At 68.7% G+C, this 18211-nt stretch carries 18 protein-coding genes; 7 read left to right on the top strand and 11 right to left on the bottom strand.

Going from position 1 to position 18211, the window contains the following annotated elements; translation table 11 throughout:
• Window positions 1-32 precede the first annotated feature (32 nt).
• The 3 genes from ttcA to J8I33_RS33490 all read right to left on the bottom strand — a co-directional run bounded on the left by ttcA (window position 33) and on the right by J8I33_RS33490 (window position 2248).
• Window positions 33-1028, bottom strand: coding sequence for a tRNA 2-thiocytidine(32) synthetase TtcA (ttcA, locus tag J8I33_RS33500; RefSeq protein WP_050014299.1), 996 nt, complete (start codon window positions 1026-1028; stop codon window positions 33-35).
• A complete protein-coding gene (locus J8I33_RS33495) occupies window positions 1025-1429 on the bottom strand; it encodes a dihydroneopterin aldolase (protein ID WP_124593486.1) in 405 nt (134 codons plus the stop codon). The genes ttcA and J8I33_RS33495 overlap by 4 nt, the downstream gene beginning before the upstream one ends.
• A gap of 75 nt (window positions 1430-1504) precedes the next feature.
• Window positions 1505-2248: an SDR family oxidoreductase gene (locus J8I33_RS33490; RefSeq protein ID WP_209939952.1), complete on the bottom strand. Its 744-nt coding sequence runs from the start codon at window positions 2246-2248 to the stop codon at window positions 1505-1507.
• A gap of 13 nt (window positions 2249-2261) precedes the next feature.
• On the opposite strand from J8I33_RS33490, the gene J8I33_RS33485 reads away from it, so the two are divergent.
• Window positions 2262-3452, top strand: coding sequence for a class I SAM-dependent methyltransferase (locus J8I33_RS33485; RefSeq protein WP_209939951.1), 1191 nt, complete (start codon window positions 2262-2264; stop codon window positions 3450-3452).
• A 12-nt stretch (window positions 3453-3464) separates the two neighbouring features.
• On the top strand, window positions 3465-3659 hold the full coding sequence (locus J8I33_RS33480) for a DUF2905 domain-containing protein (protein WP_021163761.1): 195 nt from the start codon (window positions 3465-3467) through the stop codon (window positions 3657-3659).
• Between the two features lie 22 nt (window positions 3660-3681).
• Here the strand turns inward: J8I33_RS33480 and J8I33_RS33475 are convergent, their stop codons facing one another.
• From J8I33_RS33475 to J8I33_RS33450, 6 genes are all read right to left on the bottom strand, one after another.
• Window positions 3682-3903 (bottom strand): hypothetical protein, encoded by a 222-nt coding sequence (locus tag J8I33_RS33475; protein WP_027785622.1) that lies wholly within the window; start codon window positions 3901-3903, stop codon window positions 3682-3684.
• Between the two features lie 119 nt (window positions 3904-4022).
• Complete coding sequence (locus J8I33_RS33470) at window positions 4023-4931, bottom strand: carbohydrate kinase (RefSeq protein WP_089488882.1); 909 nt, start codon at window positions 4929-4931, stop codon at window positions 4023-4025.
• The gene (locus tag J8I33_RS33465) at window positions 4928-6208 is read right to left on the bottom strand and encodes an AGE family epimerase/isomerase (RefSeq protein ID WP_209939950.1); all 1281 of its coding nucleotides are present in this window, start codon (window positions 6206-6208) and stop codon (window positions 4928-4930) included. The genes J8I33_RS33470 and J8I33_RS33465 overlap by 4 nt, the downstream gene beginning before the upstream one ends.
• A complete protein-coding gene (locus J8I33_RS33460) occupies window positions 6205-7224 on the bottom strand; it encodes a LacI family DNA-binding transcriptional regulator (protein ID WP_050014304.1) in 1020 nt (339 codons plus the stop codon). The genes J8I33_RS33465 and J8I33_RS33460 overlap by 4 nt, the downstream gene beginning before the upstream one ends.
• A 387-nt stretch (window positions 7225-7611) precedes the next feature.
• The gene (locus J8I33_RS33455; RefSeq protein WP_204383445.1) at window positions 7612-9456 is read right to left on the bottom strand and encodes a phosphodiesterase; all 1845 of its coding nucleotides are present in this window, start codon (window positions 9454-9456) and stop codon (window positions 7612-7614) included.
• A gap of 193 nt (window positions 9457-9649) precedes the next feature.
• Entirely contained in the window at window positions 9650-10681 is a 1032-nt protein-coding gene (locus J8I33_RS33450) for a bile acid:sodium symporter family protein (RefSeq protein WP_209939949.1), read from the bottom strand.
• A gap of 345 nt (window positions 10682-11026) precedes the next feature.
• Here J8I33_RS33450 and J8I33_RS33445 point away from each other — a divergent pair, with 345 nt between their 5' ends.
• The 3 genes from J8I33_RS33445 (at window position 11027) to J8I33_RS33435 (ending at window position 14099) form a co-directional block, all read left to right on the top strand.
• Complete coding sequence (locus J8I33_RS33445; RefSeq protein WP_124639869.1) at window positions 11027-11518, top strand: peptide-binding protein; 492 nt, start codon at window positions 11027-11029, stop codon at window positions 11516-11518.
• 345 nt (window positions 11519-11863) lie between these two features.
• The gene (locus tag J8I33_RS33440; protein WP_011546370.1) at window positions 11864-12940 is read left to right on the top strand and encodes a porin; all 1077 of its coding nucleotides are present in this window, start codon (window positions 11864-11866) and stop codon (window positions 12938-12940) included.
• Window positions 12941-13136: 196 nt separating this feature from the next.
• On the top strand, window positions 13137-14099 hold the full coding sequence (locus tag J8I33_RS33435) for a LysR family transcriptional regulator (protein WP_050014309.1): 963 nt from the start codon (window positions 13137-13139) through the stop codon (window positions 14097-14099).
• A 117-nt stretch (window positions 14100-14216) separates the two neighbouring features.
• On the opposite strand, the gene J8I33_RS33430 is transcribed toward J8I33_RS33435, so the two are convergent.
• Window positions 14217-15176: a nitronate monooxygenase family protein gene (locus tag J8I33_RS33430; RefSeq protein ID WP_050014310.1), complete on the bottom strand. Its 960-nt coding sequence runs from the start codon at window positions 15174-15176 to the stop codon at window positions 14217-14219.
• A gap of 239 nt (window positions 15177-15415) precedes the next feature.
• Between J8I33_RS33430 and J8I33_RS33425 the strand changes: the two genes are divergently transcribed.
• Window positions 15416-16312: an alpha/beta hydrolase gene (locus J8I33_RS33425; protein WP_050014311.1), complete on the top strand. Its 897-nt coding sequence runs from the start codon at window positions 15416-15418 to the stop codon at window positions 16310-16312.
• A gap of 49 nt (window positions 16313-16361) precedes the next feature.
• Here the strand turns inward: J8I33_RS33425 and J8I33_RS33420 are convergent, their stop codons facing one another.
• Entirely contained in the window at window positions 16362-16853 is a 492-nt protein-coding gene (locus J8I33_RS33420; RefSeq protein ID WP_050014344.1) for an Lrp/AsnC family transcriptional regulator, read from the bottom strand.
• A 112-nt stretch (window positions 16854-16965) separates the two neighbouring features.
• Here J8I33_RS33420 and J8I33_RS33415 point away from each other — a divergent pair, with 112 nt between their 5' ends.
• Window positions 16966-17868: a DMT family transporter gene (locus J8I33_RS33415; RefSeq protein ID WP_069620148.1), complete on the top strand. Its 903-nt coding sequence runs from the start codon at window positions 16966-16968 to the stop codon at window positions 17866-17868.
• Window positions 17869-18211: the final 343 nt, after the last annotated feature.

Below are 18211 nucleotides of genomic sequence, written 5' to 3'. Positions count from 1 at the left end.
GGCGCCGGTTTCGGCGGGTGTTCGGTCCCTGCTTAGAGGTCGTCGAACTGGACGATCGAGATCGGTCGGGCCGCGATCGGTTTGCCGGCGCCCGGCGCCGTCGCGTCGTCGCCCGATGCGCACGGCTCCTCGTCGAACGCGATGTCGCCTTGCGGGTCGGCTTCGCCCGTCGCGCGCAGCGACTGGAACGGGTACAGCGTCGTGTCCATCAGATGCGACGGCACGACCTTCGCGAGCGCGTTGAACATGTTGTCGACGCGGCCCGGGAAGCGCTTGTCCCAGTCGCGGATCAGCGCCTTCATTTCCGCGCGCTTCAGGTTCGGCTGGCTGCCGCACAGGTTGCACGGGATGATCGGGAATTCGCGCAGCTCCGCGTATTTCTCGAGATCGGTTTCCTTCACGTACGCGAGCGGGCGGATCACGATGTTCTTGCCGTCGTCCGACTGCAGCTTCGGCGGCATTCCCTTCAGCTTGCCGCCGTAGAACATGTTCAGCAGCAGCGTCTGCACGATGTCGTCGCGGTGATGGCCGAGCGCGATCTTGGTCGCGCCGAGCTCGCCGGCCACGCGGTACAGGATCCCGCGGCGCAGCCGCGAGCACAGCGAGCAGGTCGTCTTGCCTTCCGGCACGAGCCGCTTGACGATGCTGTAGGTGTCCTGGTTCTCGATGTGGAACGGCACGCCGACCTGCTTCAGGTATTCGGGCAGCACGTGCTCGGGGAAGCCCGGCTGCTTCTGGTCGAGGTTCACCGCGACGATGTCGAAGTCGATCGGCGCGCGCTCGCGCAGGCGCAGCAGCACGTCGAGCATCGCGTAGCTGTCCTTGCCGCCCGACAGGCACACCATCACCTTGTCGCCCTGCTCGATCATGTTGTAGTCGCCGATCGCCTGGCCGACCTGGCGCACGATCCGCTTGAACAGCTTGTTGTTCTCGTACGCTTCCTTCTGCTCGCGGCGCGTCAGCGCGGGGCGGCCGGTGTCGGCGGTCGTGGCGTCGGCCGCCGTGTCGTTCATGTGGGGGGCGTTCATGCGCGCTCCTCGTCCTTGATGCGAAAGACTTCGACGCCGACGGCGTCGCAGTCCGGATAGGCGTCCGGTTTCTCGGTACGGACGCGTACCGCGCGCACGGCGTCGTGCGCCAGCAGGTGCGCGGCGATCGAATCGCACAGCGTTTCCTGCAGGTGAATGTGGCCGCGCGCGAGGCTCTGCGCGACGCTCTGCTTCATCAGGTCGTAGTCGACGACTTCATGCAGCCGGTCGTCGACGGGCGTCGACTGCGCAAGCGGCACGAACAGGTCGACGTTGATGACGACGCGCTGCTCGCCGCGCTTCTCGTGTTCGAAGGCCCCGATGTTGATGTGCACCTCGTAGTCGCGCAGGTAGAGCCTGCGGCAATCCGCGAGGCGGGGGTGCAGGAGAGCGGAAAACATGGTCGTCCCAGTCAAATTGGCGTGCGCGCACGCAAAGCGGCGCGGACGGCGGCGGTCAGGCCGCGCCCGCGCGGTTCATTCATTCGGGCCGGCGGCCGGCGGCACCAGGTGCTCGCCGCCGTCGACGGTCAGCGTCGCGCCCGTCACGCCGGGCGCGCTCGCGAGATAGCAGGCGGCCGCCGCGATGTCGTCCGCGTGCGGCGCGTGTCCGCGCACGAGCGCCGCGACCCGCACCTTCGGCGCGAGCGCCAGCGCGAGCGCCGACGTCGCGCGGTTCAACGCGGCCTGCATCAGCGCGTGCGACAGCTGCGCCGGCGCCGGATGAAACAGGGCCTGATCCAGTACGTGGATCGCGCATGCGCGCAGCGTTTCGTCGTTGCGCGCGGCGTCGGGCGTCGCGTCGGCGAGCGCGCGGGCCAGCGCGAGCGGCGCCGTCACGTTGTGCGCGAGCGCGGCAGCCAGCGACGCAGCGTCCACCGTGTGCGCGTCGTCGGCGCCGGCGCTGGCGCTGACGAACACCGCACATGCGGGCCGGCCGAGCGCTTCGCCGCACGCGGCGACGAGGCCCGCGGCATCGGCTTCCACGGCCAGATCGGCGTCGAGCACGACCCCGCGGCGGCCGAGCGCCGCGACTTCGGCGACGAGCGCGTCGGCGGCCGCGCGCGGCGCGCGTTGGCTGCGCTGCAGCGCGACGTCCCAGCCGCGGCGGGCGAAACCCGTCGCGAGCGCGCGGCCGATCGACGCGGCGTCCGCCGCGCTGCCCACGGCGCCCGTGACGAGCACCACGCGTGGGGTCGACGTATCGGCTGAAACGGTCATTTACAATGCCGGGATGAACCCGAAAGCTCACGAACCCGCTAGTTTACCTGCTCCCGGCCCTGACGCGCTCGCGCAGTCCGAAACCCTCGCCGCGCAACTGCGCGACGAGATCGCGGCGGCCGGCGGCTGGCTGCCGTTCGACCGCTTCATGGAACGCGCGCTGTATGCGCCGGGCCTCGGTTATTACAGCGGCGGCGCGCGCAAGTTCGGGCGCCGCGCCGACGATGGCAGCGACTTCGTCACCGCGCCCGAGCTGTCGCCGCTGTTCGCGCAGACGCTCGCGAACCCCATCGCCGAAGCGCTCGCGGCGAGCGGCACGCGCCGCGTGATGGAATTCGGCGCCGGCACCGGCAAGCTCGCGGCCGGGCTGCTCGCGGCGCTCGATGCGTCGGGCGTCGAACTCGACGAATACCTGATCGTCGACCTGTCCGGCGAGCTGCGCGAACGGCAGCGCGACACGATCGAAGCCGCGGTGCCGGCGCTGACCGCGAAGGTGCGCTGGCTCGACGCGCTGCCCGAGCGGTTCGACGGCGTCGTGGTCGGCAACGAGGTGCTCGATGCGATGCCGGTGCGCCTCTTCGCGAAGGTGGACGGCGCGTGGCGCGAGCGCGGCGTCGCGCTCGACGCGCGGCACGCGTTCGTGTTCGCCGACCGGCCGGTCGGCGCCGCCGGCCTGCCGGCGGTGCTCGCGACGCTCGACGTCGGCGACGGCTACGTGACCGAAACGCACGAGGCCGCGCTCGCGTTCACGCGCACCGTCTGCACGATGCTTGCGCGCGGTGCGGTGCTGCTGGTCGACTACGGTTTTCCCGCGCACGAGTACTACCACCCGCAGCGCGACCGCGGCACGCTGATGTGCCACTACCGTCACCACGCGCACGACGACCCGTTCGTGTACCCGGGCCTGCAGGACATTACCGCGCACGTCGAATTCACCGGCATCTACGACGCGGGCGTCGCGACCGGCGCCGATCTGCTCGGCTACACGTCGCAGGCGCGCTTCCTGTTGAACGCAGGCGTCACCGACGCGCTGGCCGCGATCGATCCGTCCGACGTCCGCGCGTTCCTGCCGGCCGCGAACGCGGTGCAGAAGCTGATCTCGGAAGCCGAGATGGGCGAGCTGTTCAAGGTGATCGCGTTTTCGCGCGGGATCGACGGCACGCTCGACGCGTTCGCGCGCGGCGACCGCTCGCACGCGCTTTGATTGGAACCCGACATGCTCCGCTGGCTATTGACGACGTTCGTCGCGGTGATGATCCTGACGCGCTGCTGGCCGTGGCTCGGCAAGCTCGGGATCGGGCGGATGCCGGGCGACGTCACGCTGACGCTCGGCGGGCGGCGCTACCCGTTCCCGTTCATGTCGACGCTGGTGCTGACAATGCTGGTATCGATGGTGGCGCGGCTGCTCTGAGCCGCGCCGAAAAAGGGGCGCGTCACAGCTCGATCTCGCCGAGGATCCGGTGCGCGAGCGCCTTCGCCTCGTCGAACGCTTCTTCCTCGCTGGGGCTCGTCGAGTGGACGTCGTAGCGCATGTTCTCGGTGTCGTCCCCGTCGTCGCGCGCGAGGATCACGTAACCCTGGAACTGCCCGTTGCCCGCATGCTGGGTATGCGCTTTGGCCGTGTAGATGCCTTTCGTGAACGTGTTCGTGTCCATCGTGCTCTCCCGCAAAAAGGACGCTTCATCGTAGCACTGCGGCGCAGCATCGTGAACGCGGTTTATCGGTGACCGATCAGAGACCGGTCACCTGCTTGCGTCGTTCCTTCAACGTCCGTTCAACCTTCGAGCAGCGCGACGACCTCGTCGAGCGTCGGCGCGTGCGCGCCCGTGTGCCGGCACGCGGCGGCGCCGGCCGCGAGCGCGAACGCGAGATGTTCGCGCCAGCCGCGCTGCGGCGCGGCCATCAGGCTGAACAGCAGGCCGCCGATCGACGCGTCGCCCGCGCCGACGGTGTCGGCCACCTCGACGCGCGGCGGGCTGGCCTCGTGCACGTCGCCGTCCGCGTAGAGCGTCGCCGCCTGCGCGCCGCGCGTGACGAGCACGGCCGCCCGCGGGTTCAGCGCGCGCACCGCCGCGATCGCGTCGGGGCCGTCGCCGCCGAAGAGGTGCCGCAGGTCTTCGTCGGACACCTTGATCAGGTCGGCGAGCGCGGCCATCTTCTCCAGCGTCGGCCGGAACGCGGCCGTCATCAGGTTCCGGTAGTTCGGATCGAAGCTGATCTTCACGCCGCGTGCGTGCAGGTCGGCTGCGAGTGCGGCCAGCGTGCCCGCGAGCGGTTCGCGCACGAGGCTGATGCAGCCGAAATGCGCCCATTGCACGTGCTCGGTCCAGCCGGCCGGCAGCCGCGCCGGATCGAACGCGAGATCGGCGCTCGCTTCGCCGATGAAGAAGTATGCGGGCGGCCGCGTCTCGTGGACGATCGCGAGCAGCGGCGGCCGCGCGACGCGCTGCAGGAAGCGCAGGTCGAGCCCGGCCGCTTCGCTCGTGCGCCACAGCACGTCGGAGAAGCAGTCTTCGCCGATCGACCCGGCGAGCGCGCTCGGTAGGCCGAGCCGCGCGACCGCGCGCGCGACGTTCCAGCCGGCGCCGCCCGGCACCGACGTCCACTGCGCGTCGCCCGCGCGCACCATGTCGGTCAGGATGTCGCCCGCCGACACGAAAGCCGGAAACGTGCCGCCGCTCATTGCGTCGGCTCGCTGCGTTGCAGGCGCGCGAGGGTCGCGAGCACGTCGTAGCAGGCGCCCATCGTGTGATAGTCGGTCTTGCCGGCCGGGCTCTTCTCGTCGCTGTACTTGCGGTTGTCGCAGGTGAGGATCCGGTACCACGCGCCGTAGCGGTGATCGACGAAATGCGCCCAGCTGTAGCGCCAGATCTCGTCGTACCAGTCCCAGAAGCGCTCGCTGCCGGTGCGCGCGCCGAGCATCGCGGCCGCCGCGAAGGTTTCCGCCTGCACCCAGAAATACTTGTTGTGGTCGCAGATCGTGAAGTCGGGGCCGAAGCCGTAGCAGAGGCCGCCGTGATCGGTGTCCCACGCGTGCGTGAGCGCCGCGTCGAACAGCTCGGCCGCGCGCGGCGCGAGCCAGTCGAGCGGACGGTGCCGCTCGAGGATCAGCAGCAGCTTCGCCCATTCGGTCTGGTGCCCGGGCTGGAAGCCCCACGGACGGAAGATGTTCGAGCTGTCTTCCTTGTTGTAGTCCCAGTCGATCGACCAGTCCGCATGGTAGTGCTCCCATACGAGCCCGCCCGACAGCGCGGCCTGGCGCTGCGTGATGTGGGATGCGACCTTTTCCGCGCGATCGAGGTACGTCAGGTGGCCGGTCGCCTCGTACGCGGCGAGCAGCGCTTCCGTCATATGCATGTTCGCGTTCTGGCCGCGATACGTCGACACGTTCCAGTTCGGCGTCGCGTCGTCAGCGTACAGGCCCGCGGCCGCATCCCAGAAGCGGTGCTCGGCGAGCTCGTAGGTCGACGCGATCAGCGCCCGCGCTTCGTCGATGCCGGCCATCGTCGCGTGCGCGGCCGCGAGCAGCACGAACGCGAGCCCGTAGCAGTGGCGCGTGCCGTCGAGCGTCGCGTGCTTCGCGCCGTCGCGCCAGTCGAGTTCCCAGTCGTAGCCCTGCAGCGCGTCGTCCCAGTGCGCGTCGCGCAGGAAATGCAGCCCGTGGCGCGCGTAGTCGAGATGCCGCGGATCGCCGAAATGGCGGTACGCCATCGCGTAGTTGAAGACGAACCGGCAGGTGCTGACGAGGTGGCGCGACGTGCGGTTGTAGACGCTACCGTCGTCGCGGAAGTAATGGTAGAAGCCGCCCGTCGGGTCGAATGCGTTCGTCGCGTAGAAGCGCAGCGTGTCTTCGATGTGCGACAGCAGGAACGACGGGTCGCGAAAGCTCGCGACGAACGGTGCCGCTTGCGCGTGGCTGGCCGGCGCGGCGGCGCGGGAGTGGACCGGGGGCATGTTCATGATTCTTGGACCGTGGCGGTATCGAATGCCGGGGAGCCGGCGGGCTGGCTGCTGGCCCGCACGATCAGCTCGACGGGCAGGGAGATCTCGGTGCGCTCGGGCGATTCCGCGAGCAGCAGTTCGACGCCGCGGCGGCCGAGCGCTTCCTTGTCGACCGCGAGCGTCGTGAGCGGCGGGTTCGCGTGCGCGGCGGCCGGGATGTCGTCGAAGCCGACGATCGCGATGTCGTCCGGAATCCGCAGGCCGCGCGCGATGCACACGCGCTGCGCGGCCAGCGCGGCCGCGTCGTTGTACGCGAACACGGCGTCGGGGCGCGGGCCGGGCGCGTCGAGCAGTTGCTCCATCGCACGCGAGGCACCCGTGTCGGGGTCGAGCCCCGCGTCGATCGTCACTTCGTACGCGGGATCGAACAGCCGCCCGGCTTCGAAGAACGCCCGCCGGTAGCCGATCGCACGCTGCGCGATGCTGTAGTGCGCGGCCGAGCCGCCGATGAAGGCGATCCGCGAGCGGCCGGTGGCGAGCAGGTGGCGCATCGCGAGCGCCGCGCCCGTCGCGTTGTCGATGTTGACCGAGCGTAAGCCGGGCGCCCACAGGTCGATCAGCACGAGCGGCCGGCCGGTGGCGGCGAGCGCCTCGATCGTCTCGGGCTCGATGAAGCCGGCGACCGCGATCGCGTCGGGCGCATGCGGGCGCATCTGGCGCAGCACGTCGTCGTTCGGGCCGACCGTGAGCAACGTCGGCACGATGCCGCGCTCGCGGCACGCGTCCTCGACGCCGTGCAGCACATGCGAGAAGAACGGGCTCGCGGGAAAGCGGTTGTGCTGGCGGTGCAGCAGGAAGGTGAGCCGGCGGATGCGCGGCCGCAGCTGGGCGGGATCGTAGCCGAGCTGCCGCGCGATCTCGACGATGCGCGCGCGCGTGGCTTCGGACAGGCCGGGCTGGTTTTTCAGCGCGCGGGAGACGGTGCCGATCGAGACCTCAGCCGCCCGCGCCACGTCGCGAATGGTCGTACCCATCGTTCGGGGTCCGGTTTGTTTAGGGTGGAAGCGATTGTATAGTAAAAAATCTCGCGGAATTCGGGCCGGATAACCGGGGAATACCCGAAAATAACGGGTTTTTAGGCGCTAATCTGCGAAAACATCGTTACTAAAAATACTAAACAAAACGAGAAAAAGGCAAGGTGGGTGTGCGGGCGTGGGTCGGCGCCGACGGCGCACCGAAAAGGGGTAGCCGGGGGCCGCCGGACTACGGGCCGAGGCGAGCGTCAGGGCGCGCCGCGCCGTGGCAGCAGCCTGCGACCAACGGCGCGGTTGCGCAACAGCTGAACCTTGCGCCGGCCGGGCATCGGCGCCGCCGCACGTTGCGCGAGCGTTTCCCGTGCGCCCGCGACGCCTGCCCGCCGTTCAGCCCGCCCCGATCGCCACGGCCGGCGGTTCGCCGCGATCGCGCAGCGCGGCGCGACCGGCATCGAGATCGACGACCGCGAGCCCGTCCGGCTGCTGCTTCGCCCGCCGCTTCGCGAGCGCCGCGACCGACGCGATCTCGTCGCTGCCGTAGCGCTTTGCGCCGTGCGCGCCGGCCGGCACGCCGACCGCGCCGATCGCCATCGTCACGAACCCGAAGAACGCCGGATTGCCGTGGCGGTCCTCGCCGCGCAGCCCGCCCGCCTGGCGGTCGGCCTGCGTATAGAAGAGCTGCGCGCCGTCGTTGAAGCGCGCGATCGCGTCGGCGGCGCGCTCGCGCCAGTCGTCGCGCTGGAACAGCACGAGGAAATCGTCGCCGCCGACGTGGCCCAGAAAGTCGCGCTGCGGATCGCACACGCCGGCCAGCACCGTCGCGGCGAACTTCAGCACTTCGTCGCCCTGCCAGTAGCCGTACTGGTCGTTGAACGGCTTGAACTGGTTCAGGTCGACGTAGCACGCGTGAAAGCCGGCGTCGCGCTGGAGCAGGCGGTCGATGTGCGCGCTGATCGGGATGTTGCCGGGCAGGAACGTCAGCGGATTCGCGTAGCGCGCGGCCTCGATGCGCATCTCGGTCACCGTGCGCACGAGGCTCTCGCCGGTGCCGAGGCCGACATAGCGGCCGTGTTCGGTGATCACGAAGCCGTCCGCGAGATAGCGCTGGTCGTGACGCGCGAGCAGCGTCGCGAGTTGCTCGAACGTGGTTGCGTTGTCGATCATCAGCGGCGCATCGTTCGCGAACTGCAGGCACGGCTTTTTCCCGAACACCTCGCGGTGATACGGCAGCGCGAAACGGTCGATGAAGCCGCGGCGATTGACGAGCGCGACGGGCCGCCCGCGCTCGACGAGCGCGACCGCGTGCAGATCGGGCATCCGGTTGAACAGGTCGAGCACGTCGTTGCTGGTCGCGTCGCGCGGCAGCGCCGGCGCGGGCACGAGCATCTTCCCGGCGATCGTGCCGGCCGGCCGCACCGCGCGCGTCACGCCGGGAAACACCGCGATGTGCGGCGCGCGGATCGCGTCGCGCGCGGCCGGCGCGACGACCCGCGACGGCTGCGCGTGCGGCCGGCCGAGCAGGAAGCCCTGCACGCAGCAGATGCCCATGTCGCGCACGACGATCAGGTCGCATTCGTTCTCGATGCCTTCCGCGATCAGCTTCGCGCCGCTCGCCTGCGCGAAGTGCTGCATCGCCTTCACGGCCTCGAACTTGAGCGGGTCGTGCGCGATGTCGTGGATGAAGAAGCGGTCGATCTTCACGACGTCCGGGTGCAGGCGCAGCCACAGGTTCATGCTCGCGTTCGCGGTGCCGTAGTCGTCGAGCGCGAACTGGATGCCGGCGTCGCGCAGCGTCGCGACCGCCGGCCCGATGTCCGCGAGATCGGGAATCGCGTTCTGCTCGGTGAGCTCGATCACGATGCGTTCGGCGCCGATCCGTGCGCGACCGAGGAACTGGCGTGCGCGCTCGCGTTCGCTGGCGAGCGTGAGGATCGTGCCCGCGCTGAAATTGAGGAACAGCTTGCCGTCGCAGCCGAGCGCCGCGAACGCGTCGAGGCAGGTGAGCGCGGCGGCCCGTTCGAGCGCGATGGTTTCGCCTTCGCGCGCGGCCTGCGCGAACAGCGCGGCGGGCGGCTCGAGGTCGGTGCCGCGCGGGCCGCGGATCAGCCCTTCGTAACCGACGACCGTTCCCGATCCGAGGTCGACGATCGGCTGGAACACGGCGGCGAGCGCGCGCTCCGCGATCAGGCGCGTGGTGCGGGGGGCGGCGGAATCGGAGGAGGGCGCGGGCATGGGCGGGGGCAGCCGAATCGACGGGACGATCGGCTTAACGGCACCGCTCGCGGAGAATTGAATGAAGATTTTGTGACGCGACGGGCGTTGCCGGTGCATCGAGCCGGACGCGCATCGGGGTGGGGGGCTGGAACGGGAAGCGGAAGGCGGAAGGCGGAAGGCGGCCAGCGACAGCCATCGCCCCCCGCGCGCGTCAGCGCTTGCCCGCGCTCAGCGCGCCGGACCTGGCTGCCGTGTCGCCTTCGTCGTGCTCGCCGCTCGTGTCGCGCGCGCCCCAGCGCTGCGCGAGCGCCGCGCACGCCATCAGCTGGATCTGGTGGAACAGCATCAGCGGCAGCACGATCGCGCCGACCGCGTTCGCCGAGAAGATCACCTTCGCCATCGGCACGCCGGCCGCGAGGCTCTTCTTCGATCCGCAGAAGATGATCGTGATCCGGTCGGCGCGGTTGAAGCCGAGCCGCTTGCTGACGAACGCGGTCAGCAGCAGCGCGATCGCGAGCAGCACGAGGTTGACGACCAGCAGGCCGCCGAGCGCGCGCGGCGGAATCTGGTGCCACAGCCCCTCGTTGACGGCCTCGCTGAACGCGACGTAGACGACCAGCAGGATCGAGCCCTGGTCGACGAAGCGCAGCACGCCGCGATTGCGGTCGATCCAGCCGCCGATCGCGGGCCGCAGCAACTGGCCGGCGATGAACGGTACGAGCAGCTGCATCACGATGCTGCCGACCGTGCTCCACGGCGACGCGGTCGCGGCCGACTGCGACGTGATCATCAGCCCGACGAGCGCCGGCGTGACGAAGATCCCGAGCAGGCTCGACGCCGATGCCGCGCACACAGCGGCCGGCACGTTGCCCTTCGCGATCGACGTGAACGCGATCGACGACTGGACCGTCGACGGCAGCGTGCACAGGAACAGCACGCCCGCATACAGCGTCGGCGTGACGAGCGGCTGCAGCACCGGTTTCAGCGCGAAGCCGAGCAGCGGGAACAGCGCGAACGTGCTGAGCAGCACGACCACGTGCAGCCGCCAGTGGGTCGCGCCGGCGATCACGGCTTCGCGCGACAGTTTCGCGCCGTGCAGGAAAAACAGCAGGCCGACGGCGATGTTGGTTGCCCAGTTGAACGCATGGGCGGCCGGGCCGCGGCACGGCAGCAGGCTCGCGAGCACGACGGTGCCGACGAGCGCGAGCGTGAAGTTGTCGGGGAGAAAACGGGGACGGGCCATCGGGAACTCGATTCGGAAACGGCGAAGCGCGCGTCGCGCGCGCGGATCGCGTTATTGTCCCGGTTGGCGATTCACCAAACAAATTCATTGTGCGAATCGATTGATGAATCGATTGCATGCAATGAAGGCCGCCGCGTCGACCCGGCCGCGCGCGAAACCGCAGAAGAATGTTCTGCCGCGATCGCGTGCCGAAGCGAAAAAACCTAGCAGTAACATGGTGTTACACCGATGCCGGCGACATAACACTTTTTGGCTCGACACACTTTCCGCCCGCTCATAAATTACTGCTGAAAGCCTTGGGTCGGCCGAAAGGAACCGACGGCGGGCGTCGATGGGCACGGAACGATGACGGAACGGGTGAAACGGAAGATCGGACGATGGGTGGCAGGCGTGCTCGGCGCGCTGCTGATGCCGCTCGCGCTGGCCCAGCCGCCCCATGGCGGTCACGGGTTCGGCGGTCACGGCTTCGGCGGCGGCGACATGCGCGCGTACGCTCAGCCGGCCGGCGGCCCCGGCGGCGGTCCGGTCTGGCGTCGCGTTGCGCCGCCTGCCGGCGTGCGTCCCGGCGGCGTGAGCGGCGCCGGCTCCCGCTGGGGGCTGCGCCCGACGCCGTCCTACGGCCATTACGCCGCGCAAAGCCCGTATCGGCCGATCAGCGCCGAAGTCCGCCAGATGCCGCGCCCGCCGGGCGGCGGCAACGTCCCGCTGCGGGCCGGCTCGATCCGCGCCGACGTCGCCCGCTACAACGAGGAGCGCGGCGGTCGCCCGATGCCGCCGCCCCGCTCGCAGGAAGAGCCTGCGCACTCGCCTTCTTTCTCCCCGTTCTACCGAAACTGAGCGCCCCCGCGCACGTCCCCTTGCCGGCTGATGCGAATTCGCCACAGTCGCGCGCAGATTTCCGCTGATTTTCCCGCCGCATTGCGCTATCTTTCGCGCCCGGTACGCGCATGCCGCGCCGCCGCCCGCCGGTGCAACCGCATTCGCGCCGGGCCGCCGCCGTGCATCCGGCCATGGATACATCCCGCGAAGTTAATGCCGGCGCTATACCCGCAATAAGTGTGCGCAATTTTGACCGGACGAATGATCCGTAAAGATGGCTGCGCCCCATACGACGCAAGCACTCGGCTCCAAACAACAACGCTCGCGCCACTTATCGACTATCCGACAAAACCTGGAGATCCCATGAAAGCATTCGCCCGTCGCGCGTCGCGCACGTCCGTCAAGCTGATCGCCGCAGCCGCCTGCGTGGCGGCCGCCGCACCCGTCCATGCGCAGTCGAGCGTCTCGCTCTACGGGCAGGTTGACGAATGGGTCGGCGCCACCAAGTTCCCGGGCGGCGATCGTGCGTGGAACGTGTCGGGCGGCGGGATGTCGACGTCGTACTGGGGCCTGCACGGCGCCGAGGATCTCGGCGACGGCTACAAGGCGATCTTCACGCTGGAGAGCTTCTTCCGCGCGCAGAACGGCCAGTACGGCCGCTTCCAGGGCGACACGTTCTTCGCGCGCAACGCGTACGTCGGCATCAGCTCGCCGTACGGCACGGTGACGGCAGGCCGCCTGACGACGCACCTGTTCCTGTCGACGATCCTGTTCAACCCGTTCTACGACTCGTACACCTTCTCGCCGATGGTGTACCACGTGTTCCTCGGCCTCGGCACGTTCCCGACCTATCCGAGCGACCAGGGCGCGGTCGGCGATTCGGGCTGGAACAACGCGGTGGGATACACGTCGCCTTCGTTCGGTGGGCTGAATTTCGGCGCGATGTACGCACTTGGCAACCAGGCCGGCGACAACCGCTCGAAGAAGTGGAGCGCGCAGTTCAACTACGCGAACGGCCCGTTCGCGGCGACCGCCGTGTATCAGTACGTGAACTTCAACAACGGCCCGCAGGACCTGAGCGCGCTCGTGACCGGCATGAAGAGCCAGGGCATCGCGCTGGTCGGCGCGACCTACGACCTGAAGCTCGTGAAGCTGTTCGGCCAGTACATGTATACGAAGAACGACCAGGTCGCGGGCAGCTGGCACGTGAACACCGCGCAGGGCGGCGTGTCGGTGCCGATCGGCGTGGGCAACGCGATGGCGTCGTATGCGTACTCGCGCGACGCGGGCGGCCTCGACCAGACGCGCCAGACCTGGGCCGTCGGCTACGACTATCCGCTGTCCAAGCGCACCGACGTCTACGCGGCCTACATGAACGACCACATCAGCGGCCTGTCGACCGGCAACACGTTCGGCGCAGGCATTCGCGCGAAATTCTGACGCACGCGCGCGACCGGTGCGCCGGCCGCGCGCGCGAATTGCGCGTGCCGGCTGCATGTTTTCCCGTCCGTCGTTTCCGGCCCGAAGCGGCGCCGCCACCCGCGGCGCCGTTTTGCCTTTCTTGACCTTTATGTCTGCCCGCCTTTGTTACCCTATCTCGTAATTGGTTGATTCCCCGGGATTGCGAGCTAGTTCGATGGATACCCTCGTCAGCATGAATGTGTTTCGCTACGTCGTCGAAGTGGGCAGCTTCGTCGGCGCGGCGGAGCGCATGCAGATGTCGGCGGCGATGGCGAGCAAGCACGTGATGCACCTCGAGCAGCAGCTCGGCGCGCGGTTGCTGCATCGCACGACACGACGCGTCGCGCCGACCGAGGCGGGACGCGAATACTATGAGCGCCTCGTGCAGGCGCTGTCCGAACTCGACGAAGCCGGCCAGGCCGTCGGCGCCGCGAGCGTGGTGCCGCAAGGCAGGCTGCGCGTGACGTCGCTGTCCGCGTTCGGGCTGCGGCACGTGATGCAGGCCGTCACCGATTATGCGGGCCGGTTCCCCGACGTGACCGTCGACATGACGCTGTCCGATCGCGTGGTCGACCTGATCGAGGAAGGCTATGACGTCGCGGTGCGCGCGGCGCCGAACGGATTGAAATCGTCGTCGCTGGTCGCACGCCAGATCGCGACCGCGCACATCCTGCTGGTCGCGTCGCCCGAGTATCTCGACAAGCGCGGCACGCCGCAGACGATCGCCGATCTCGCGAACCACAACTACCTGCGGCGCGATTCGAATTCGACGATGCTCGATTCGCTGGTGATCGACGCGGCCGCCGCGTCGCGCGTGAGCCTGAACGGCAACCTGATCGTGAACCATCTCGAAGGGCTGCGCGCGGCCGTGCTCGCCGGCGCGGGCATCGCGCTGCTCGGCACCGAAGTGGTCGGCGACGACATCGAATCGGGCCGGCTCGTGCCGGTGCTGCTCGATTCGGTGCCGCCGCACGAGGCACCGATCTATGCGGTGTACGCGAGCCGTCGCCACGTGTCCGCGAAGGTGCGCTCTTTCGTCGATTTCCTGGCCGCGCGTTTCGAAGGGCAGTCGTTGTGCCCGTCGATCGAATCGCACCTGCGCGTGCTGCCGATCACGCGGATGAAGCGCGCGGTCTGAGCCGCGTCGTCCGCCGCGGCGGGGCAATGAAAAAGCGCGAACCGGTTGCCGGTTCGCGCTTTTCGTTTGGCTCGACGACGCTCGCGTCGAGGGCGGCCGCGACGGCCGCCGCATCCGTCAGCGCGGGATGCCGAGCCGCGCCTTCGCGTCGTCGTACTCGCGCTTGAGCCGCTCGACGAGCGCACCCACGCTCGGCAGGTCGTCCATCAGGCCGACGCCCTGGCCGGCGCCCCAGATGTCCTTCCACGCCTTCGTCTTGTCGCTGCCGAAATTCATCTTGGTCTTGTCCGATTCCGGCAGCGCGTCAGGATCGAGGCCGGCCTTCTCGATGCTCTCGCGGATGTAGTTGCCGTGCACGCCCGTGAAGAGGTTCGTGTAGATGATGTCCGACGATTTCGCGTTCAGGATCGCGTGCTTGTAGTCGTCGATCGCGTGCGCTTCCTGCGTCGCGATGAAACGCGTGCCCATGTACGCGAAGTCCGCGCCCATCGCCTGCGCGGCGAGGATCGAGCCGCCGTTCGCGATCGAGCCGGACAGCACGATCGGGCCGTCGAAGATCTTGCGGACTTCGCCGACCAGCGCGAACGGCGACGTCGTGCCCGCGTGGCCGCCGGCGCCGGCCGCGACGAGGATCAGCCCGTCGACGCCCGCTTCGAGCGCCTTCTGCGCGTGGCGCAGGTTGATCACGTCGTGCAGCACGATGCCGCCGTAGCCGTGCACCGCGTCGACGATCTCGCGCGCCGGCGCGCGCAGGCTCGTGATGAAGATCGGCACCTTGTGCTCGACGCACACGCGCACGTCGTGCTCGAGCCGCGCGTTCGACTGGTGGACGATCTGGTTGACCGCGATCGGGCCGATCACCGCATCGGGATGTTTCGCCTTGTGGTCGGCGAGTTCCGCCTGGATCTGCGTGAGCCACTCGTCCAGTCGTTCGGCCGGACGCGCATTGAGCGCGGGGAACGAACCGACGATGCCCGCCTTGCATTGCGCTAGCACGAGTTCGGGGTAGCTGACGATGAACATCGGCGACGCGATGACGGGCAGCGTCAGGTTTTGCAGGACGGTGGGCAATGCCATGTGATGTCTCCAGTCTCCGGGGGCGGTGCGGTCGGACGATGATTCGAGTGTAGCGGCGGAACGCGTTCGTTCATATTAATACGAACGGTCGTGCGATTCTACGCGAGCTTAACAAACTCCGCGGTGTGCCGGCAATCGAGTGAGTGTTCTCTTTCTACGCTTTCGCGTGCTTCCGCCGCTGTGAAGATGCGCCGGCGCTCATAAAATAGCCGCCATAACAAACCAACGAGAAACAAACCATGTCGTTTGAGGCGTTTGCACCGTTTCGCGTGACGGTGCAGGACACCGACATTTTCGGTGTCAAAGGAGGCGCGGGTCCGCCGCTGTTGTTGCTGCACGGCCATCCGCAGACCCACATGATCTGGCATCGCGTCGCCGCGACGCTCGCGAATCACTTCACGGTGATCGCCACCGACCTGCGCGGCTACGGCGCATCGGGCCGGCCGCCGAGCGACGCGCGGCACGCGCCGTATTCGAAACGCGCGATGGCGGCGGACCAGGTCGCCGTGATGCGGCATTTCGGCTTCGCGCAGTTCCACGTGTGCGCGCACGATCGCGGCGCGCGGGTCGCGCACCGGCTCGCGCTCGATCACGCGGAGGCCGTCGAGCGGATGATGCTGCTCGACATCGCGCCGACGCTCGCGATGTACGAGAAAACCGATCGCGCGTTCGCGACCGCGTATTTCCACTGGTTCTTCCTGATCCAGCCCGAGCCGCTGCCCGAGACGCTGATCGGCGCGCACACCGATGCGTACGTCGAGCGCGTGATGGGCAACCGGTCGGCCGGGCTGGCGCCATTCGCGCCCGAGGCGCTCGACGCGTACCGGGCGGCGCTCGCGCAGCCGGGCGCCGTGCATGCGATGTGCGAGGACTATCGCGCATCGGCGACGATCGATCTCGAGCACGATCGTGCGGACCTCGAACGCGGCAACAAGATCGCGTGCCCGCTGCGCGTGCTGTGGGGCGAGCACGGCGTCGTCGGCCGCTGCTTCGATCCGCTCGACGAGTGGCGTCGCGTCGCGCGCGACGTCAGCGGCCGCGCGCTCGACTGCGGGCACTACATTCCGGAAGAGGCGCCCGTCGCGCTGATCGACGAACTGCTCGCGTTCTTCGACGCGCGGGACGCGGCCGCGTGACGGGCTGGGCGGCGCGCGCCGCCGGCGGCCCGATGGTGCGCGCCGCGGCTCAGCGGTGCGCGTGGTCGTCCTCGACGAGCGGCGGCAGGCGGCGCGGCACGGGCGTCGATTTCACGATCGCGGTGCTCGTCTCCGCGCGCTCCGTCACCTTCGACAGGATGTCGTCGAGGTGCTCGATCGTGCGCAGGTAGAGCCGGCAGATGAAGCAGTCGTCGCCGGTCACCTTGTCGCATTCGACGAATTCGGGAATCCGCCGCAGCAATTCCTCGACCAGATGCAGTTGGCCCGGCAGCGGCTTCACGCGGACGATCGCCTGCAGCGTGTAGCCGAGCGCACGCGGGTCGAGCTCGACGGTGAACGCGGCGATCACGCCTTGCGCTTCCAGCCGGCGCACGCGGTCGGCCGTCGCGGGCGCCGACAGCCCGATCTGCCGCGCGAGTTCGCTGGTCGCGATGCGGGCGTCGTCGGCCAGCGCGGCGACGATTGCACGGTCGGTCGCGTCGAGCGACGCGACGGCGGGCGGGGAAAGGCGTTTCGGCATGATCGCTTTGCTTTCGAAGGTCAATCGGCTGATTCACTTCAGTTTAGCCGTGGTTTCAGCGAAAGCAAGTTTCTAGAATCGAACTCATCCAAGCTCTTCAACGGAGTTCCTGATGGCCTCGAATGAAATTCGCCGCGGCGCCGCCGAGATGATCGTCGCGATGCTGATGTCCGGCACGATCGGCTGGCTCGTGATGTCGTCGCAGCAGCCGCTGACCAATGTCGTGTTCTTCCGCTGCGTGTTCGGCACGGCGACGCTCGCGATCGTCTGTGCGGCGTTCGGCTTCCTGCGCCGCTCGCTGTTCTCGCCGCGGATGCTCGTGCTCACGACGCTCGGCAGTCTCGCGATCGTCGCGAACTGGCTGCTGCTGTTCGCCGCGTATTCGCGCGCGTCGATCTCGATGGCGACCGCCGTCTACAACACGCAGCCGTTCATGCTCGTCGCGCTCGGCGCCATCGTGTTCCGCGAGCGGATCACCGCGTCGACGCTCGCGTGGCTCGCGCTCGCATTCGCCGGGCTCGTGTTCGTGGTGCGCGTCGAACCGGCCGTGCTCGCGGTGCCCGGCGAATACCTGGAAGGGGTCGCGCTGTCGCTCGGCGCGGCGTTCCTGTACGCGATCTCGTCGATCATCACGAAGCACCTGAAGGGCACGCCGCCGCATCTGCTCGCGCTGCTGCAGGTCGGCCTCGGCATCCTGCTGCTCGCGCCGTTCGCGCACTTCGACACGTTGCCGGCGACGGCCGGGCAATGGGCCGACCTGATCGTGCTCGGCATCGTCAACACGGGGCTGATGTACGTGCTGCTGTACGGCGCGGTCCAGAAGCTGCCGACCGCGATGACGGGCGCGCTGTCGTTCGTCTATCCGGTCGTCGCGATCGCCGTCGATCGCGTCGCGTTCGGGCAGACGCTCGCGTGGACGCAGGTATTCGGCGCGCTCTTGATCCTGCTCGCGGCGGCCGGCGTGAACCTCGGCTGGCGCATCGTGCCGGCCCGTCGCACCGCGGTCGGCAACTGAAACGGTCAGAGGATTCGGCGCGGCGGCGCGCTCACGCCGCGGCGCGTCGAATGCGCGTGTCGCGAGTGAAGCGTGCCTGCGGAATGACGTCGCGCGGACGCCGTGCGCGTGCGCGAAAAGCGCTGTAAGAAGTTGTAGGGAAACACCCGATGCGATGCGCCCGCGTCGCTCGTATGATGCGGGCTGTGACGTTGATCACGTTCACAGGATTCCGATCTCGATGCCGTTCGCCCGTGAGGCTGAACGGCTTTTTTTTGGTTCATCGCGGATTACCGGGGAACGCGGCGCGGATCTTGAGGAAGAAGTATTCCTCGTCGCGGTACCCGTAGGCCCGACGCTTGAT

It is taken from the genome of Burkholderia sp. AcTa6-5, assembly GCF_017815075.1.
Taxonomy (GTDB): domain Bacteria; phylum Pseudomonadota; class Gammaproteobacteria; order Burkholderiales; family Burkholderiaceae; genus Burkholderia; species Burkholderia sola.
Note: the sequence above shows the minus strand (reverse complement) of the source record. Positions and strands in the feature narration are given on the sequence as shown.